Below are 16927 nucleotides of genomic sequence, written 5' to 3'. Positions count from 1 at the left end.
CCTCCGTCCGTCGATCCCGTATGGCGTACGATACAAGATACGCGGGGGCGCGTCCTCCCCCTCGGGTCAGGCCACCGACGGCACCGGCGGTCGCCAGTTCACCGCGCGCAGCCAGTCGGCGAACGTGTACAGGCCCGGGAGCCGGGTCCGCAGCGCGGCGATGTCCGCGGCGTAGCCGTCGGTCTGGAACCACTCGAACATCACCGCGATCTCGTGGCTGTACGGGATCCACGGGTTCGCCGCCACCTCGGCCAGCTCCAGCGGCTCGAACCGGGCCGGCATCCCGGCCGCGACGCCGAAGCACCGCGCCATCTCCGGGCCGGTCAGCTCGTCGCCGGCCAGCTCGACCGCGCGCCCCACGAACTCATCCGGCTCGTCGAACGCGGTCGCCGCCAGCCGGCCGATGTCGTCCGCGGCGACGAGTTGCACCCGCGTCGAAGGCGCGAGCGCCAGCCGGACCACCAGCGCGCCGTCGACCACCTCGGGGCCGAAGCCGAGGAAGTTGTCCATGAAGAAGGTCGGGCGCACCACGGTGGTCGGCACCCCCAGCCGGCGCAGGTGCCGTTCGATCGCCCACTTGCTCTCGAAGTGCGGCACCCCGCTGGCCCGGTCCGCGCCGCCGACCGAGCTGTAGACCACGTGGCGTACCCCGGTGGCGGCCGCCGCCTCCGCGACCGCACGCCCCTGGCGGACCTCGGCCCCCAACCCACCGGGGGCCATGAAGGTCTGCACGCTGAACACCCCGTGCACGCCGGCCATGGCGGCGCGCAGCGACGCCGGATCCGACAGGTCGCCGCGCACCAGCGAGACGTTCCCGTCGGCGGCGAACGCGCGGGCGGCCTCACCGTCCGGGTCGCGGACCAACGCGCGCACCGGCCGCCCCCGGGCGAGCAGGGCCCGCACGGTGGCGCCCCCCTGGGTGCCGGTGGCGCCGGTGACGAGGATGGTGCGGTCGTCGGGCATCGACGGCTCCTTTCCGGAGGTGGTCATCGGAACAGGTGGGCGTTCGCGGCGGCCCACTCGCGGAACGTGCGGGGCTTGCGGCCGAGCACCCGCTCCAGGGTGCCGGTGGTGCGTCCCCACGGAACGGCGGGACTGTGCAGCGCGGCCACGTTGGACTCGGCGGCGGGCCTGTCGCCGGTGATGCCGGCGAACATGGCGACGACGTCGTCCGGGCTCGCCACCTCGAAGGCCAGCTCGCGACCCAGTTCGTCGGACAGCACCCGCGCCTGCTCCGCGGAGGTGAGCACCTCCGGGCCGGTCACCTCGTAGCGGCGGCGGGCGTGCCCGTCCCCGGTCAGCGCGGCGACCGCCAACGCGGCCAGGTCGTCCGGGTCCACCGGGGCACCGGGGGTGTTGCCCACCAGACAGCGGACCAGTCCCTGCTCGCGGATCGTCTTCGCCCACCACAACGCGTTGGTGTGGAACGGGCCCGGCCGCAGCAGCGTCGCGTCCGGCGCGGCGGCGCCGATCGCCTCCTCGGCGGCCCGGTGCTCGTCGCCGATCCGGTGCCGCACCGGGTGCAGCACCGCCGACGACGAGAGCAGCACCAGACGCCGGACGCCGCCGACCCGGCGGATCGCCTCGGCGAACGCCCGGGCCTGCGGCTCCACGTCACCCACCAGGCAGACGAACGCCGCGTCCACGCCGGTCAGCGCCGCGGTGGCGGCCTCGACGTCGGCCGGGCTGCCGGGAACGGTCTCGACGTCGGCCGGCAGGCCGGCCCGCGCGGGATCGCGGCTGAGGGCACGGACCGGGTGACCCGCCTCCCGCAGGCGGATCAGCACGTGCCCGCCCACCTTGCCGGTCGCGCCGGTGACAAGGATCATCGGTTGCTCCTTCGCTCGGGACGGAAGCCGCCGGGGACCGGGCGGTCCCCGGCGGCGACGACGTTCAGGGTCAGCGCCGCCAGCCCTCGGCGGTCGGCCAGGGCTCGTCGAGCTGGCGGTAGGTGCCCAGGTAGTCGGGCCAGTCGCGGTGGTCGCGGATCTTGCCGTCGACGAGCTTGATGAGGTGGATCTGCTCGCCGGAGAACCGGCGTCCGGTCGGCTCCATGCCGACCAGGTTCCCCACGTGGCGGCCGTAGAGGACCAGGTACGCGCGCACCCAGTCGCCCCGCTCCTCGTACCGGATCTCCTCCAGGCGCGCCTCCTCGGAGAAGGTCATCCGGAGCCACTTGACCGCCATCGCGAACGCCTCCGGCCCGCGCAAGTCCATGTGCTCCAGCGACGCCGGGTTCAGGTAGTCGGGGTGGATGTACTCGGCCACGTCGTCGGTCTGTCCGGTGTTGTACGCCGACACCATCCGGCGTACCGCGTCGATGTTGCTGCTCATCCGCTGCCTCCTCGGCTTCTCGTGGACGGGTGGTCAGGCCGGGGCCGTCAGGGCCCGGTTGGCGAGTTCGAGCAGTTCCCGCGGCGTCTGCGCCTGGGTGACCGCGTCGTCCTGCAGCGGGGCGCCGAAGCGGCGCTGGATCGCCCCGGCGGTCTCCAGCAGGGCCAGTGAGTCGTAGCCGAGGTCGGCGAAGGGCACGTCGAGGATGTCGCCGCTCAACTCGACGTCCTCGTCCTCACCGGCGCACTCGCGCAGGATGTCGGTCAGGGTCGGCAGGTCCAGGATGGTCATCTGTCCTCCTCGCAGGGGTCGTTCCGGGATCCGGTCAGGCGGTGAGCACGAGCGCGGAGTTGAAGCCGCCCTGCCCGCGGGCGACCACCAGGGCGGTGCGCACCCGCACGACGCGCGGCGCCAGCACCAGGTCCAGCCGGTACGCGGGCGCCGGCGCCGCCACGTTGACGGTCGGCGGGATCACCCCGTCCCGGATGCACAGCAGCGCGGTGGCCACGTCCAGCGCGGCGCCGCCCGCGCCGAGCCGACCGGTGACCGTCTTCGGCGCGGTGACCGGCACCCCGGCCGGACCGAACACGCCGGCCAGCGCCGCTGCCTCCACCGCGTCCGGGTCCGGCAGGCCCACCGCGTCGGCGAACACCACGTCCACGTCGGCCGGGGCCACGCCGGCGTCGTCCAACGCGGCCTCGATCGCCCGCCGCAACGTCGGCTCCCGGCCGGAGCGCGGCGGCGGGTCGAACGTGGCGGCGTAGCCGGCGACGACGCCGTACCGGTGGCGGACGCCCCGCGTCGAGGCGTGCGCCGCGGACTCCACGACGAACAGCGCGCCGCCCTCGCCCGGCACGTAGCCCGCGGCGTCCGGGGAGAACGGCAGGTACGCGCGGGCCGGATCGGTGTGCCGGCTGAGCAGGCCGCTGGCCTGGTGCGCCACCCAGCCCCAGGGGCACAGCCAGCCGTCCACCCCGCCGCTGACCACGGCCGGCAGGTCGGACCGCACGTGCCGGCGGGCCTGCCCGAGCGCGTCGAGGCCGCCCGCCTGCTCGGTGACCAGCACCCCGCTCGGCCCGCGCAGGCCGTGCCGGATCGAGACCTGGCCGGTGTTCACCGCATAGAACCAGGCGAACGACTGGTACGCGCTGACGTGCTCCGGCCCCCGGCTCCACAGCTTCTCCAGCTCCCGGTGGCCGAACTCGAACCCACCGGCGCTGCTGGCGGTCACCACGCCCACTCCGAACCCGCCCGACGCGGCCACCTCGACCCCGCTGTCCAGCAGCGCGGCATCGGCCGCCAGCAGGGCCAGCCGGGTCATGTGGTCGGTCTGCGGCAGGAGCCGCCCGGGCAGGTGGTCGGCGGGGTCGAACGCCGGCACCTGACCGGCGAGGCGACTGCGGTAGCCGGTGGCGTCGAAGCGGGTCAACAGCCCGATCGCGCACCGCCCGGCGAGCAGGCCCGCCCAGTGCGCCTCCGCGTCCAGCCCGGCCGGGCTCACCACGCCCAGGCCGGTGATCACCGCGGCGGTCACGTGCCGGCCCGATCGGGCCGGCGCAGCACCATCGCGCTCTGGAATCCACCGAAGCCGCTGCCGACGCTGAGCACCGTGTCGACCCGCCGCTCGCGGGCCTTCAACGGGGTGTAGTCCAGGTCGCACTCCGGATCCGGCTCGTGCAGGTTGGCCGTCGGCGGCACCAGGCTGTGCTCCATGGCCAGCGCGCACGCCGCGATCTCCAACGAGCCGATCGCGCCGAGCGAGTGGCCGATCATCGACTTGATCGAGCTGACCGGCGTCGCGTACGCGTGCTCACCCAGGCTGCGCTTGACCGCCGCGGTCTCGTGCCTGTCGTTCTGCTTGGTGCCGGAGCCGTGGGCGTTGACGTAGTCCACCTCGGTCGGCCGGGTACGCGCCTGCGCCAGCGCGGCCCGGATCGCCTCGGCCATCTCCACGCCGTCCGGGCGCAGGCCGGTCATGTGGTAGGCGTTGGCCCGGGAGGCGAAACCGGAGACCTCGGCGTACCCGGTGACGCCCCGCCGGCGCGCGTGCCCCACCTCCTCCAGGACGAAGACCGCGCACCCCTCCCCCAGCACGAAGCCGTTGCGGGTGCGGTCGAACGGGCGGGACGCGGTCGCCGGGTCGCCGTTGCGCGGGGTGGTGGCCTTGATGGCGTCGAAGCAGGCCATGGTGATGGGTGAGATGGGCGCGTCGGTCGCCCCGCAGATCATCACATCGGCGGTGCCCTCGGTGACCAGTTCGGCGGCCCGTCCGACCGCGTCCAGCCCGGAGGTGCAGCCGGTCGAGACCAACGACACCGGGCCCTCCGCGCCGACCTCCCAGGCCACCTCCCGGGCGATGGAGCTGGGCACCAGGTAGTCGAACAGGTGCGGCACGGCGTGGTCCTCGTCCACCAGCCACTTGGCGCCGCCGTCGCTGACCACGACGTACTCCCGCTCCAGGCTCATCGTGGCGCCGACCGCGCTGCCGATCACCACGCCCAGCCGCGACGGGTCGGCGACGGCCAGGTCCAGCCCGCTGTCCGCGAGCGCCTTCCGGGCGCCGACCACCGCGAACTGCGCGGCCCGGTCCATCCGCCGCGCCTGCTGGTGCGACAGCCCGTCCCGGACCGGGTCGAAGTCGCACTCGGCGGCCACCTGCGAGCGGAACGGCGTCGGGTCGAAGAAGGAGATCCGCCGGGTGGCGGTGCGGCCGTTGGCCAGCAGGTCCCAGAACGACTTGGTCCCGGTGGCGCCGGGGGCCAGCACGCCGATTCCGGTGATGACCGCGCGTCGGGTCATCGGGTGTCCCCCGCGCCGGCCCGGGCCGCCTCCCGGCGCAGCACCGGCCGGTACAGGTTCGGCTCGCTGGTGGCCAGCGCCCGCAGCGCCGCCGCGTGCGGCGCGAAACCCGGATCGGCCAGCGCCCGCCGGAGCGACTCCTCGTCCCGCCAGTACGCGACGTTCACGTACGCGCCGGGCTGCCCGACGTGCCGGACCAGGGTGTGCGCGACGAAGCCGGGCCGGCCCGCCATGAACTCCGACGTCTCGGAGAAGGTCCGTTCGAAGTCCTCCGCTGGCGCGTGCACCAGGAACCGGTTCACGAAGACAACCCCGTCCCGGTCCGTCGGGTCCGATTCGCCTGCCCGCATGTCCCACTCACTCCCCACGTCCTCGTACCGCGATCCGCGGCTGCCGTGCTCGTGGTGTCGACCGTCCCCGGCCGGGATCGCATCTGCCTTGAACCTCGCTGGAAGTAGGCGTGCGGGCGCCGACGTCGAGAGACCCTCGAGCGGTCACTGGCACGCTCGGCCGCACCGTGCACGTCGACGTGAGGAGACACGGAATGCCAGGGCAGAACGGTGCGGTCGCGCTCGTCACCGGCGCGACGAGCGGGATCGGACTCGCGGTGACCAGGGCGCTCGCCGAGCAGGGGCACCGGGTCTGGATCTGCGCCCGGGACGAGGCGGCGGTCGACCGCACCGCGGGCGAGCTGCGGGACAAGGGCCTCGAGGTACGCGGCGCTGGCTGCGACGTCCGCGACCGCGCGGCGGTGCCGGCGCTGGTCCACGCCGTGGTCGACGCCTGGGGGCCGGTCGGGATCCTGGTGAACAACGCCGGCCGCAGCGGCGGCGGGGCCACCGCCTCGATCGCCGACGAGCTGTGGGACGACGTCGTCGAGACGAACCTGAACAGCGTCTTCCGGCTCACCCGGGAGGTGTTGACCAGCGGCGGGATGCTCGCGGCCGGCTGGGGTCGGGTGGTGAACATCGCCTCGACCGGCGGCAAGCAGGGGGTCGTCTACGGCGCCCCCTACTCGGCGTCGAAGCACGGCGTGGTCGGCTTCACCAAGGCCCTCGGCCTGGAGCTGGCCAAGTCGGGCGTCACCGTCAACGCGGTCTGCCCCGGCTACGTGGAGACCCCGATGGCGCAGCGGGTACGCGACGGCTACGCCGCCTTCTGGGACACCACCACCGACGACGTGCTCCAGCGGTTCGAGGCGAAGATCCCGCTCGGCCGCTACTCCACCCCGGAGGAGGTGGCCGGCCTGGTCGGCTACCTGGTCACCGAGACCGCCGCTCCGATCACCGCGCAGGCGATCAACGTCTGCGGCGGTCTCGGCAACTACTGATCCCGCCCCGCCGACCGAAGGAGACCGCGTGAGCAAGCCGCCCCCGGAACACACCGAGCACCGCGAGCTGGTCGACGCCCCCGCCCGGACCGTCTACGATCTCGTCGCCGACGTGGCCCGCTGGCCACTCGTCTTCCCGCCCACCGTGCACGTGGAACACGTCGAGCAGGGCCCGGGCACGGAGATCATCCGGATCTGGGCCACCGCCAACGAGGCGGTGAAGGGCTGGACGTCCCGCCGTGACCTCGACCCGACGGCCCGCCGGGTGCGCTTCCGCCAGGAGGTCTCCGCGCCGCCGGTGGCCGAGATGGGCGGAGAGTGGATCATCGAGCCGGCCGGCGCCGACCGGTGCCTGGTTCGCCTCACCCACGACTTCCGGGCCGTCGGCGACGACGCGGCGGCCACCGCCTGGATCCACCAGGCGGTGGATCGCAACAGCCGGTCCGAGCTGGCGGCGCTGCGCACGGCCGCCGAGTCGCCGGCGGACGGTGACGGCCGGTTCCTGGACTTCGACGACGTGGTGCACGTCAACGGGGATCCCCGCGACGTCTACGACTTTCTCAACGAGGCCGGCCAGTGGGACCGCCGGCTGCCGCACGTGGCGCGCGTCGCACTGACCGAGGAGACGCCGGGGGTGCAACTGCTCGAGATGGACACCCGCACCGCCGACGGCGCCACCCATGCCACCCGGTCGGTGCGGGTCTGCTTCCCGCACCACCGGATCGTCTACAAGCAGCTCCGCACGCCGGCGCTGATGTCCGTGCACACCGGGCAGTGGCTGGTCGAGGCGTACGAGGACGGCGCGGTGGTCACCTCCACCCACCGGGTGGTGCTGATCCCCGAGGCGGTGCCCGGAGTGCTTTGCGCGCAGGCCACGCTGGGCGACGCCGCCACGTACGTCCGGCGCGCGCTGGGTCGCAACAGCACCGCCACCATGTACGCCGCCAAGGAGTACGCCGAGGGCAGGCGGATGGCCGTCCGGCCGTGAGAGCGCGGCACCCGCGGAGGGCGTGACCGGCACGGGTCACGCCCTCCGGCGTTCGTGAGTCGCCGCCCGGCTCAGGTGACGGACAGCGCGCCGTCGACGGCGACCACCACGCCGTTGGCGTACCGGCCGCCGGCCTCGGTGAGGGTGACCACCCACCAGGCGATGTCCTCGGGCTCGCCGACGCGGCCGGACGGGATGCGCGGCAGCATCGAGGCGAGGAACTCGTCGTACGCCTCGCGGGGCATGCCGGCGCGGACCGCGACCTCGGTGTCGACCAGCCCGGGGGCGACCGCGACCACCCGGATGCCCCGGGGCGCCAGCTCGACGGCCCAGGTGCGGGTGAGGGCGTCCAGGCCCACCTTGGTCGCCGCGTACACGCCGCTGCCGGGCATGGCGCGCAGGCCGAGCGAACCGGCGGAGCTGATGTTGACCACCGTGCCGCCGGCCGCCGCCAGCGGCTCCACCGCCCGCTGGGTGAGCAGGATCGGCGCGAGCAGGTTGGTGGTCACCTCGGCCCGGACCACGGCGGGGTCGAGGCCGCCGAGGGAGTCGAAGCCGGCGGTGGCGGCGTTGTTCACCAGCACGTCGAGCCGCCCGAACTCGCGCACCGCGGTCTCCACGACGGCGTCCGGTGCGGCCGGGTCGGCGAGGTCGACGGGGAGGACGTGGATGCCGTCGCGCCCCTTGGCGGTCTCCGCCAGGGTGTGTTCGGAGCGGCCCACCACGAGCACCTTGTCCCCGCGGTCGGCGAAGGCGTGCGCGGTGGCCCTGCCGATGCCGGTGCCGCCGCCGGTCACCACCACGCCACGGGGCGGGTCCGGACGGTCGGTCGATGCGCTGGAGTCAGTCATGCCGACACGCTAGAGAGCACCGCTCGAGGCCGGCTCGGGCCGGATCAGCGACCAGCCGCCGCGTAACGCCGCTCGGTGGCGGCCTTTTCCGGGCCCCACCACCACTCGTTGCGGCGGTACCAGTCGACGGTGGCGGCCAGGCCGGCATGGAGGTCCGGATGCCGAGGTCGCCAGCCCAGTTCGCGCCGGACCTTCCGGCTGTCGCAGGCGTAGCGCAGGTCGTGGCCGGGACGGTCCGGCACGGTGTCGAAGTCGTCCGCCGGCCGGCCGAGAATCCGCAGGGTCAGCGCCAGCAGGTCCCGGTTGCTCCACTCGGCGCCGGAGCCGACCAGGTACGTCTCGCCGACGACGCCGCCGGCCAGGATCAGCAGCACGGCGTCGTTGTGGTCGTCGACGTGCGTCCACTCCCGCACGTTGGCGCCGGCCCCGTAGAGGCGCGGGCGGCGGCCGCGCAGCACGTTGGTGATCTGCCGCGGCAGGAACTTCTCCACGTTCTGGTAGGGGCCGTAGTTGTTGGCGCAGTGCGAGATCGTCGCCCGCACCCCGTACGACCGGACCCAGGCGCCCACCAGCAGGTCGGACGCCGCCTTGGTGGCCGAGTAAGGGCTGGACGGGTCGAAGCGGCTCAGCTCGGTGAACCGCTGCCCGCCCTCGCCGGGGAGGCTGCCGAAGACCTCGTCGGTGGACACGTGGTGCAGCCGGCGGTCGTGCCGCCGCACCGCCTCCAGCACGCTGAAGGTGCCCTCGACGTTGGTCCGCAGGAACGTGCCCGGGTCGTGCAGCGAGTTGTCGACGTGCGACTCGGCGGCGAAGTGCACGACCGCGTCGGCCTCCCCGACCAGCCGGTCGACGAGGTCCCGGTCGACGACGTCGCCGACCACGAACCGGATCCGGTGCGCCACGTCGCCCAGGCTGGCCCGGTTGCCGGCGTAGGTGAGCGCGTCGAGGACGGTGATCCGCGTCGCGGGGCGGGTCGCGAGCACCCGCCGTACGAAGTTCGCGCCGATGAAGCCCGCGCCGCCGGTGACCAGCAGGTGATCCATGGCGGCGAGGTTAGGTGGACGGGCTCGATCGCCGCTGGAGGACGGATCGTCGTTCGGTCCGGCCGCGACCGCCCGTCGATCCGGCTACCAGGCCGGCGGTCGACAGTGGCCGGGTCCCGCGACGGAGCGCGGGACCCGACCGAGAAGGAGGCCCGACCATGCCGAACGGGAAACCGCTTCGCGGCATCCTGCTGGCGGGCGGCACCGGTAGCCGCCTGTGGCCGATCACCCGCGGGGTGTCGAAGCAACTGGTGCCGATCTTCGACAAGCCGATGGTCTACTACCCGCTGTGCACGCTGGTCATGGCCGGGATCCGGGAGATCCTCGTGATCATCGCCCCGGAAGACCGAGAGCAGTTCGTGCGGCTACTCGGCGACGGCAGCCAGTTCGGGCTGCGCCTGGAGTACGCGGTGCAGGAGCATCCGGGCGGGGTCGCCCAGTCGTTCCTCATTGGCGAGCGGTTCATCGACGGCGGGCCGGTGGCGCTCGTTCTCGGGGACAACATCTTCTACGGCCCCGGCCTGGGCCGCCAGCTGGCCATGCAGCACCGTCCGACCGGGGCGCGGATATTCGCCTATCCGGTGGCCGATCCGCACGAATACGGGGTGGTCGAGTTCGACGAGACCGGGCGGGTGCTGTCGATCGAGGAGAAGCCGGCCCGGCCCCGTTCGCGATATGTCGTGCCGGGTCTGTACTTCTACGACTCCCAGGTGGTGGACATCGCCCAGGAACTCAAGCCGAGTGATCGCGGGGAACTGGAGATCACCGCGGTAAACGAGGCGTACCGGCGGTCGGGAAAGTTGTCGGTCACCGTGCTCGCGCGCGGCACGGCCTGGCTGGACACCGGGAACGTCGAGTCGATGATGCAGGCGGCCGAGTTCGTCCGCGTGATGGAGGCCCGTCAGCGTCTCAAGATCGGCTGCCTGGAGGAGACCGTGTGGCGGGCCGGCCTGATCGACGACGACGGGCTGCGCCGGCTGGCCGAGCCCCTGTTGCGCAGCGGGTACGGCCAGTACCTGCTGCGCCTGCTCGACGGGCTGCCCGGGCCCGTGTGAGCGGGCACGGCCCCGCGCAACCTACCTTCGTGAGGAAGCTTCGTAATTTGGCACACGCCAATGCTTAGCAAATTCTCCGACGGGTGACCCGAACCGGTTCCGGAGTCGGTTGAGCGGCCTTGACCAGCAACCCCGATCCATAGCGACGTCACTTTCCGTCACGGCCCGCCGTAAGCAGCGCCTACAGTTCCCCATGAGATCGACTCGAGTGCCAATGGAAGGTAACTCAAGGTTAGGTACCGCTTGCGCATCGTGTCGGCGTGTGCATACGATGTGTCAAGTTCCGGGCCACGGGGCCTTGAAATGGGGGGTCTATTTTGATTGCCTTCGACAACTTTCCCATAATGCAATTTCGACCCCGTGCGATAGCGCCCTAGGGCCGGCCCACCACGACCGGCGAACCACGCCGGCGACGGAACGACGACGCGGCCCAGCCGCGACAGGTGCAGCTCAAATGGGTGAGAGAGGCCAGGCGCGCCGGTTAGGCGCGGGACCCCGGCCAGCCGTCCGGCACCCGTTCCGCATCCACCGAAAACCGATCTGCCGACCACCCGTGAAATGGGTGCGACGGCCGCCGAGCGGCTTTCCTATTCCCGGATGCCGACTCGGCGGTCGCCGTCCGGAATTCCCGATCGGTTCCGACACGTTTCCTGAGGACGCCCCTCGACGACAAAAACGATCCCGACGAATGACAAGGCGAAATGCCGCTGACGCCGAATTCGCAGGAGAAGGACGGGCACGTGCAGATCAATTTGCTGGGACCACTGTCGGTGTCCATCGACGGGAACAACGCGACTCCCACCGCGCCAAAGACCAGAAGAGTGCTGGCATTGTTGGCCGTGCACGCGAACCGCGTGGTGCCCAATCAGTTGCTCATCGAGGAATTGTGGGAGGACCAGCCACCGCCCAGCGTGACCACGACCCTGCAGACATACGTCTACCAGTTGCGCAAGCACCTCCAGGGCGGCTTCGCGTCGTCGGCCGGCCCGACGCCCAGCGGATGCGCGCCGAAGGAGGTCCTGCGAACGTACGCTGGCGGCTACATGCTCTGCCTGCGTCCCGAGACGCTCGACTCGCTGCGCTTCGAGCAACTGGCCCAGCGGGGCCGGACCGAACTGGAGCGCGGTGACGTGGAGAGCGCGGCCCGGACCCTGCGCGAGGCGCTCGGGCTCTGGCACGGCCCGGCGCTCGTCGACGTCAACCCGGGCCCGCTGCTCCAGGTGGAGGCGCTGCGCCTGGACGAGATCGGCAAGAGCGCGCTGGAGCTGCGCATCGAGGCGGACCTGCGCCTGGGCCGGCACCACGAGCTGCTCGGCGAACTGACCGGGCTCACCGCCCGCCAGCCGACCCACGAGGGATTCCAGAGCAAGCTGATGCTCGCGCTGCACCGCGCCGGCCGGCGGTCCGAGGCGCTCGACGTCTACCAGCGCACCCGCGAGACGCTCGTCGACGAACTCGGCGTGGACCCGTGCGGGGAGCTGCAACAGCTGCACCGCGCGATCCTCGCCGGCGACCCCGCCCTCAACCCGCCCGGCCCCGACGCGCTGACCGGTTCCCGGCGCCACACCACCGTTCCCCTCCCGGCCCGCGAGGCGCGCTGGGCGCAGGCCCGCTCCGCCTGACTCCGCCCGGCCGGCCCGCACGCCCGGGCCGGCCGGGGTGGCCCCGGCGACCCGCCGCCACCGATCCCGACCACCGGGGCACCCAGTCAGGGCAGCGCGCGGTGGTGCTCGAACGCCGCCAGCCAACCCGGCAGGTCGTCGCCGGCCCGCAGCAGCCCGGCGCCGATCAGCAGTCCCTGGTAGCCCGCGCGCAGCAGCCGGGCCGCGCTCGCCGGACCGTCGATCCCACTGGCGCTGACCGCGCAGCGGGTGCCGGTCGCCACCACCTCGTCCACCAGGTCCAGGCCGCGCCGCAGGTCGCCACCGCCGCGCTCACGGTCGCCGATGTCGGCGTTGTTGACCGCGACCACGCACTCGTCGGGCCGGGGCACGGCGCGGATCTCCGGGCGCGTCGCCACCTCCACGAACGGCGTCAGGCCCCGCCGGACGGCGGCGGCCACCAGCGCGTCCAGGGTGGAGCGGGCCAGCAGGCGGGCGGTCAGCAGTACCGCCTGGGCGCCCAGCGCCACCGCCCGGTCCAGGTCCCGCCGACCGGTGATGAAGTCCTTCTGCAGCAGCGGGCGGTCGGTCAGCGACCGCACCTCCCGCAGCAGATCAGGGGTGCCGCCGAACCAGCGCCCGGTGACCACCGACAGGCAGGGCGCCTGCGCCCGCTCGTAGGTGGCGACGATCCGGGCCACCGACCGGCCGCCGAACAGGTCCGCCCCGGCGGCGTCGCGCCGCTTCACCTCCATCACGATCGGCCTTCGCGCGTCCCGCAGGGCGGCACGGAAATCGGTGCCCATCGTCACTCCCCTCGTCCGGCCGGGGCCGGTGCTCACGTTGCCCAGGCGTCCACCAGCGCCGCGATCCGCCGGCTGTCGAACCGGCCGTCGGCGCCACGCGCCGCGCTGTCCACGTCGACCCCGCGGAAGAGCGGATGCGCGACCACCGCGTCGTACGCCCCGCGGTGCTCGGCGGCGATGCCACCGGCCAGCAGGAACGGGCGGCTGCACCGCTCGACCACCGACAGCACGTCCGCCACCCCGATCGTGGTGCCGGTGCTGCCGACGCGACCGTCCGCGCCGAGCGCGTCCAGCAGGAACAGATCGGTGCCCGCCCGCTCGTACGCCGGCACCAGCGGCGCCTCCGGACAGCGGCCGTCCCGCACGTGCAGCACCTTGACCACGGTCGCCTCGGTCTCGGCCTTGAGCCGGCGCACCAACGCGGGAGGTTGCCAGCCGTGCAACTGCACCCAACTCGCGCCGGTACGCCGGAGCACCTCGCCGATCCGGCCCCCGTCGGCGAGTGTGGTGACCAGGACCGGGCGTGGGCCACCCGCGTCGGCACCGCGGCGCACCACCCGGGCCGCCCGCCCGGCCGGCAGGTCGTGCGCGCCGCCGGCCACCCCGCACCAGACCCCCACCAGGTCGACGCCGAGGGCGCGCAGCAGCGCCACCTCCGCCGCCGTGCCCGCCCCGCAGACCTTGACCAGCGGCACCGGTCAGAGCCCCAGCATGGCGGCGATGCGGTTGCGCTGCGTCTCCGAGGTGCCGGAGTAGATGGTGCCGGCGACCGCGTTGCGCAGTTCCTTCTCGATGCCGTACTCCGTGGTGTAGCCGTTGCCGCCGAAGATCTGCACGGCGGCCAGGGCGGACGCGAGGTTCGCCTCGCTGGCCACCACCTTCGCCACGGCGATGTCGGTGGTGACGGTGGCGCCGGCCGCCATCCGGGCGGCCGCACCGAAGAGCAGTGCCCGCGCGGTGCGCACCCCGATCTCCATGTCGACGATCCGGTGCGCGACCGCCTGGAACGTGCCGATCGGCCGGCCGAACTGGGTCCGGCCGCGGGCGTACTCCCGGCAGCGGTCCACCCGGGCCCGCATCTCGCCGGTGTTCACCGCGAAGCCGCAGAGGATCTCCCACTTCATCACGTGGTCGAGCACGAGGAAGCCGCCGCCGACGGATCCGACCACGTTGGCCGCCGGCACCCGTGCGCCGTCGAGGTACAGCTCGCCGAACGGTGAGGTGCGCAGCCCCATCTTGGCCGTGGGCGGACCGACGACCAGTCCCGGCGTGTCCCGCTCCACCAGGAAGGCGGTGACCCCGAGCGGCCCGCCCACCTCGGAGGTGCGGGCGTAGACGACCACGACGTCGGCGACCGGGCCGTTGCTGACGAACGCCTTCTGGCCGGTGAGCACGAAGTGGTCGCCGTCGCGCACCGCCCGGGTCCGCATGGCCAGCGCGTCGGAGCCGCTGTCCGGCTCGGTGATCGCGTGGGCGCCGATCAGCGAGCCCGAGGCGACGTCGGGCAGGTAGCGGTCGCGCAACGCGGGCGAGCCGAAGCGCTGCACCGCGATCCCGGTGCTGACCAGGTGGGTGGTGACGGAGAAGTTGAGCCCGGCGTCCCGGCAGCCCTCGCCGAGCCCCTCCAGGACATACATGGTGGTGGGCAGGTCCTGCCCGAGGCCACCCCAGCGCTCCCCGATCGGAAGGCCGAGCAGCCCGGCCCGACGGACCGCCTCCCACTTGGCGCGGGGGAACTCGGCCCGGGCGTCCAGCTCCACGTGCTCGTCGTTGAGCACGTGGAGCCAGGGCCCCAGACCGTTTCGCAGGGCATCCTGGTCAGCGGTCCATGAGATCACTTGGTGACTCCAACGAGGTCGTGGTCGCTACGCGTGCGCCGCCCGGCGCACGCCGATCAGTACTGCGAGAAGCCGTCCGGATCGATGCTGTGCTGCTCGCCCCCGTGCAACGCCGGGGTGAACACGCACACCAGGCGTAGGTCGGCGTCCGGACCGGCGACCAGGCAGTGCGCGTCGTGCTTGTCCAGCGCGTACATCACACCCGGCCGGATCGGATGGGTGTTGCCGGCCAGGTCGATGACACTGCCTTCGCCCTCGATGCAGTAGCAGGCCTCGAGGTGCCGGCGGTACTGCAGGCGGGCCATCGTGCCGGCCCGCACGGTGGTGTCCGTGATCGTGTAGCCCATGCCGTCCGATTCGAGCAGGAACCGCCGACTGAGACCATTGCCCCAGTCCACCGTGGTCACCTCATCCAGCTCCCGGATGATCATCGGTCTGTCCCCTTCTGTGCGGGTCGGCTGACGATCGCCATTGATCGCAGGAAGGTGTCGAACCCGGCCAGCAGGTTCTGGCCGGTCCGTTCGGTCCGCTCGACGGCCAGCGCCGCGGCGGTTCCGACGACGGCGGCGTCCGCGCCGGCCGCGCCGATCTGCCGCACGTCCGCGGCATTGCGTACGCCGAAGCCGATCGCGATCGGGGCGGAGCCGGCGGCCCGCAGCCCGTCGACGGCGGCGCGCAGCGCGCCGTACCCGCGCTCCGGCGCGGTCCCGCTGCGGCCGTGCGTGGCGACGAGGTAGACGTAGGCGCCGGCGTCGCGGGCGGCGGCGGCGCGCACCGACGCCGACGAGGTGGCGTAGCAGGTGGTGACCACCGGCAGGCCCGCGTCGGCGGCGTGCGCCAGGTGGGCGGCGCGCAGCCGGGGCGGCAGGGCGTGCACCAGCAGCCCGTCCGCGCCGGCGTCGGCGACCCGGCGGACGAAGGCCCGCTCCCCGACCGGGCGCACGGTGTGCCGCCAGTCGGCCAGCAACGCGATCCGCGTCCGGCGCAGCCGCGGGCGGACCCGCGCCACGAACGCGAGCACCTCGTCGGCGTCGGTGCCCCGGTCCAGGGCCCGCCGGGCGGCCCGGCGCAACACCGGCCCGTCGGTGACCGAGTCGGGAAACGGCACCGCCAGCTCCAGACAGTCGACGCCCCGCTCGTCGAGCAGCTCGACCAGCTCGGCCAGGCGGTCGACGGGCGGATCGCCGGCAGTGAGGAACACCGCCAGACCGGGCGCCGCGCCCCGACGGCCGGCGAAGAAGTCAGCCACCGGCGGCCACCGCCCTGCGCCACCCGGGCCGCCCCGCGCGCATCCGGTTGAGCAGGTCCAGCGCGGCCCCCGAGGCCACCGCCTCCCCGGCCGCGGCCAGGGCATCCGCCCAGCGCGTGCCCGGGTCCGCCACCACCCGCATGGCGGCCGCGTTCAGGCAGACCACGTGGGTGGCGACCGGGCCGCGCCGGCCGGCCAGCACGTCGTGGAAGTCCGCCACCGGGTCGGCGCCGGGCGGCGTCGGACGCAGGTCGGCCAGGCTGCCCGTGGTGGCCGGCAGCCCGAGGTCGGCCAGCCGGACGGACGGCCCGCCGGCGGGGTGCAGAACGTCGTCCGCGAAGCCGGTCAGCTCGTCCGCGCCGGCGTCGTTGGTGCAGAACCAGACCCGGGCGCCGCCGCGGCGGACGGCCAGCCGGCGCAGCAGGTCCAGCACTCCGAGGTCGGAGACGCCGGTGAGCTGCGCGGTCGCCGGCGCCGCCGCGAGGACCGGACCCAGCACGTTGACGAAACGGCCGACCTCCCGCAGTTGCAGCGGCACCACGGCGCGGGCCAGCAACGCCACCTCCGCCGGGTAGACGAAGTAGCCGGCGAAGGCCAGGCCGTGGCGGTCCAGCGCCTCGGCCAGCTCGTCGTAGTCGGCGGCGAGCGGAATGCCGAGCAGTTCCAGCAGGTCGAACGCCCCCCGCCCACCGCTGTAGGCGCGGGCGCCCGTCTTCACCACCGGCAGGCCGGTCGCGGCCGCCACGAACGCCGCCGCGGTGGACACGTTGAACGTCCGGGGACCACCGCCGGTGCCGACGACGTTGACGCACCCACCGGGCACCGGCCGCGCCGGCTGGCGCCGCTCGTTCAGGGAGTCCAACAGCGCCTCCGCCGTCTCCGCGTCCGGTGGGCTGGTGGCGAGCGACGCCAGCAGCGCCACCGCCTCGCCGCGCCGCAGCGCGCCGCCGTGCAGCGCGTCCCAGAGGGAGCGCCACGCCGGCAGATCGACCGGCTGGCGCGGCGCGAGCAGCGCGGTGATCGCCGGGTGCAC

The 16927-nt window shown here is 73.6% G+C and carries 19 protein-coding genes; 4 read left to right on the top strand and 15 right to left on the bottom strand.

Annotation, left to right across the window (positions count from 1 at the left end):
- Positions 1-66 precede the first annotated feature (66 nt).
- From O7622_RS15730 to O7622_RS15700, 7 genes are all read right to left on the bottom strand, one after another.
- Positions 67-963, bottom strand: coding sequence for an NmrA/HSCARG family protein (locus O7622_RS15730; protein WP_282308918.1), 897 nt, complete (start codon positions 961-963; stop codon positions 67-69).
- A 23-nt stretch (positions 964-986) separates the two neighbouring features.
- Positions 987-1829: an NAD(P)H-binding protein gene (locus O7622_RS15725; RefSeq protein WP_282308917.1), complete on the bottom strand. Its 843-nt coding sequence runs from the start codon at positions 1827-1829 to the stop codon at positions 987-989.
- A 70-nt stretch (positions 1830-1899) separates the two neighbouring features.
- Positions 1900-2334 (bottom strand): ester cyclase, encoded by a 435-nt coding sequence (locus tag O7622_RS15720; protein WP_282308916.1) that lies wholly within the window; start codon positions 2332-2334, stop codon positions 1900-1902.
- Between the two features lie 33 nt (positions 2335-2367).
- Complete coding sequence (locus tag O7622_RS15715; protein ID WP_181569140.1) at positions 2368-2625, bottom strand: acyl carrier protein; 258 nt, start codon at positions 2623-2625, stop codon at positions 2368-2370.
- 34 nt (positions 2626-2659) lie between these two features.
- Positions 2660-3868: a ketosynthase chain-length factor gene (locus tag O7622_RS15710; RefSeq protein WP_282308915.1), complete on the bottom strand. Its 1209-nt coding sequence runs from the start codon at positions 3866-3868 to the stop codon at positions 2660-2662.
- The gene (locus O7622_RS15705) at positions 3865-5133 is read right to left on the bottom strand and encodes a beta-ketoacyl-[acyl-carrier-protein] synthase family protein (RefSeq protein ID WP_282308914.1); all 1269 of its coding nucleotides are present in this window, start codon (positions 5131-5133) and stop codon (positions 3865-3867) included. The genes O7622_RS15710 and O7622_RS15705 overlap by 4 nt, the downstream gene beginning before the upstream one ends.
- On the bottom strand, positions 5130-5435 hold the full coding sequence (locus O7622_RS15700) for an antibiotic biosynthesis monooxygenase family protein (RefSeq protein WP_282308913.1): 306 nt from the start codon (positions 5433-5435) through the stop codon (positions 5130-5132). The genes O7622_RS15705 and O7622_RS15700 overlap by 4 nt, the downstream gene beginning before the upstream one ends.
- Positions 5436-5677: 242 nt before the next feature.
- On the opposite strand from O7622_RS15700, the gene fabG reads away from it, so the two are divergent.
- Together fabG and O7622_RS15690 are read left to right on the top strand one after the other, a co-directional pair.
- Entirely contained in the window at positions 5678-6463 is a 786-nt protein-coding gene (fabG, locus tag O7622_RS15695) for a 3-oxoacyl-ACP reductase FabG (RefSeq protein ID WP_282308912.1), read from the top strand.
- A gap of 28 nt (positions 6464-6491) precedes the next feature.
- The gene (locus O7622_RS15690) at positions 6492-7451 is read left to right on the top strand and encodes an aromatase/cyclase (RefSeq protein ID WP_282308911.1); all 960 of its coding nucleotides are present in this window, start codon (positions 6492-6494) and stop codon (positions 7449-7451) included.
- Between the two features lie 71 nt (positions 7452-7522).
- Here O7622_RS15690 and O7622_RS15685 read toward each other — a convergent pair whose 3' ends face one another.
- A complete protein-coding gene (locus O7622_RS15685; RefSeq protein WP_282308910.1) occupies positions 7523-8302 on the bottom strand; it encodes an SDR family oxidoreductase in 780 nt (259 codons plus the stop codon).
- Between the two features lie 44 nt (positions 8303-8346).
- Positions 8347-9345 carry a dTDP-glucose 4,6-dehydratase gene (rfbB, locus tag O7622_RS15680; RefSeq protein ID WP_282308909.1) on the bottom strand — a complete coding sequence of 333 codons (999 nt, stop codon included), beginning with the start codon at positions 9343-9345 and terminating at the stop codon, positions 8347-8349.
- A 158-nt stretch (positions 9346-9503) separates the two neighbouring features.
- Between rfbB and rfbA the strand changes: the two genes are divergently transcribed.
- Together rfbA and O7622_RS15670 are read left to right on the top strand one after the other, a co-directional pair.
- Positions 9504-10400, top strand: a complete 897-nt coding sequence (rfbA, locus tag O7622_RS15675) for a glucose-1-phosphate thymidylyltransferase RfbA (RefSeq protein ID WP_282308908.1) — start codon at positions 9504-9506, stop codon at positions 10398-10400.
- Between the two features lie 701 nt (positions 10401-11101).
- Positions 11102-12022 (top strand): AfsR/SARP family transcriptional regulator, encoded by a 921-nt coding sequence (locus O7622_RS15670; protein ID WP_282308907.1) that lies wholly within the window; start codon positions 11102-11104, stop codon positions 12020-12022.
- A gap of 86 nt (positions 12023-12108) precedes the next feature.
- Here O7622_RS15670 and O7622_RS15665 read toward each other — a convergent pair whose 3' ends face one another.
- The 6 genes from O7622_RS15665 to O7622_RS15640 form a co-directional block, all read right to left on the bottom strand.
- Positions 12109-12807 carry a hypothetical protein gene (locus O7622_RS15665; RefSeq protein ID WP_282308906.1) on the bottom strand — a complete coding sequence of 233 codons (699 nt, stop codon included), beginning with the start codon at positions 12805-12807 and terminating at the stop codon, positions 12109-12111.
- Positions 12808-12839: 32 nt separating this feature from the next.
- Complete coding sequence (locus tag O7622_RS15660) at positions 12840-13502, bottom strand: hypothetical protein (protein ID WP_282308905.1); 663 nt, start codon at positions 13500-13502, stop codon at positions 12840-12842.
- A gap of 3 nt (positions 13503-13505) precedes the next feature.
- Complete coding sequence (locus tag O7622_RS15655) at positions 13506-14585, bottom strand: acyl-CoA dehydrogenase family protein (RefSeq protein ID WP_282308904.1); 1080 nt, start codon at positions 14583-14585, stop codon at positions 13506-13508.
- 116 nt (positions 14586-14701) lie between these two features.
- Positions 14702-15076 (bottom strand): ectoine synthase, encoded by a 375-nt coding sequence (locus O7622_RS15650; RefSeq protein WP_181569149.1) that lies wholly within the window; start codon positions 15074-15076, stop codon positions 14702-14704.
- Positions 15073-15894 (bottom strand): tryptophan synthase subunit alpha, encoded by an 822-nt coding sequence (gene trpA, locus O7622_RS15645; RefSeq protein ID WP_282308902.1) that lies wholly within the window; start codon positions 15892-15894, stop codon positions 15073-15075. The genes O7622_RS15650 and trpA overlap by 4 nt, the downstream gene beginning before the upstream one ends.
- Positions 15887-16927, bottom strand: coding sequence for a hypothetical protein (locus tag O7622_RS15640; RefSeq protein ID WP_282308901.1), 1041 nt, complete (start codon positions 16925-16927; stop codon positions 15887-15889). Before O7622_RS15640 ends, trpA begins: the two co-directional genes overlap by 8 nt.

Origin of the sequence: Micromonospora sp. WMMD1076 (assembly GCF_029581475.1) — a bacterium.
In the GTDB taxonomy this organism is placed as follows: Bacteria; Actinomycetota; Actinomycetes; order Mycobacteriales; family Micromonosporaceae; genus Micromonospora; species Micromonospora aurantiaca.
The sequence above is the reverse complement of the archived record's forward strand: the minus strand, read 5'-3'. Positions and strand labels throughout refer to the sequence as shown.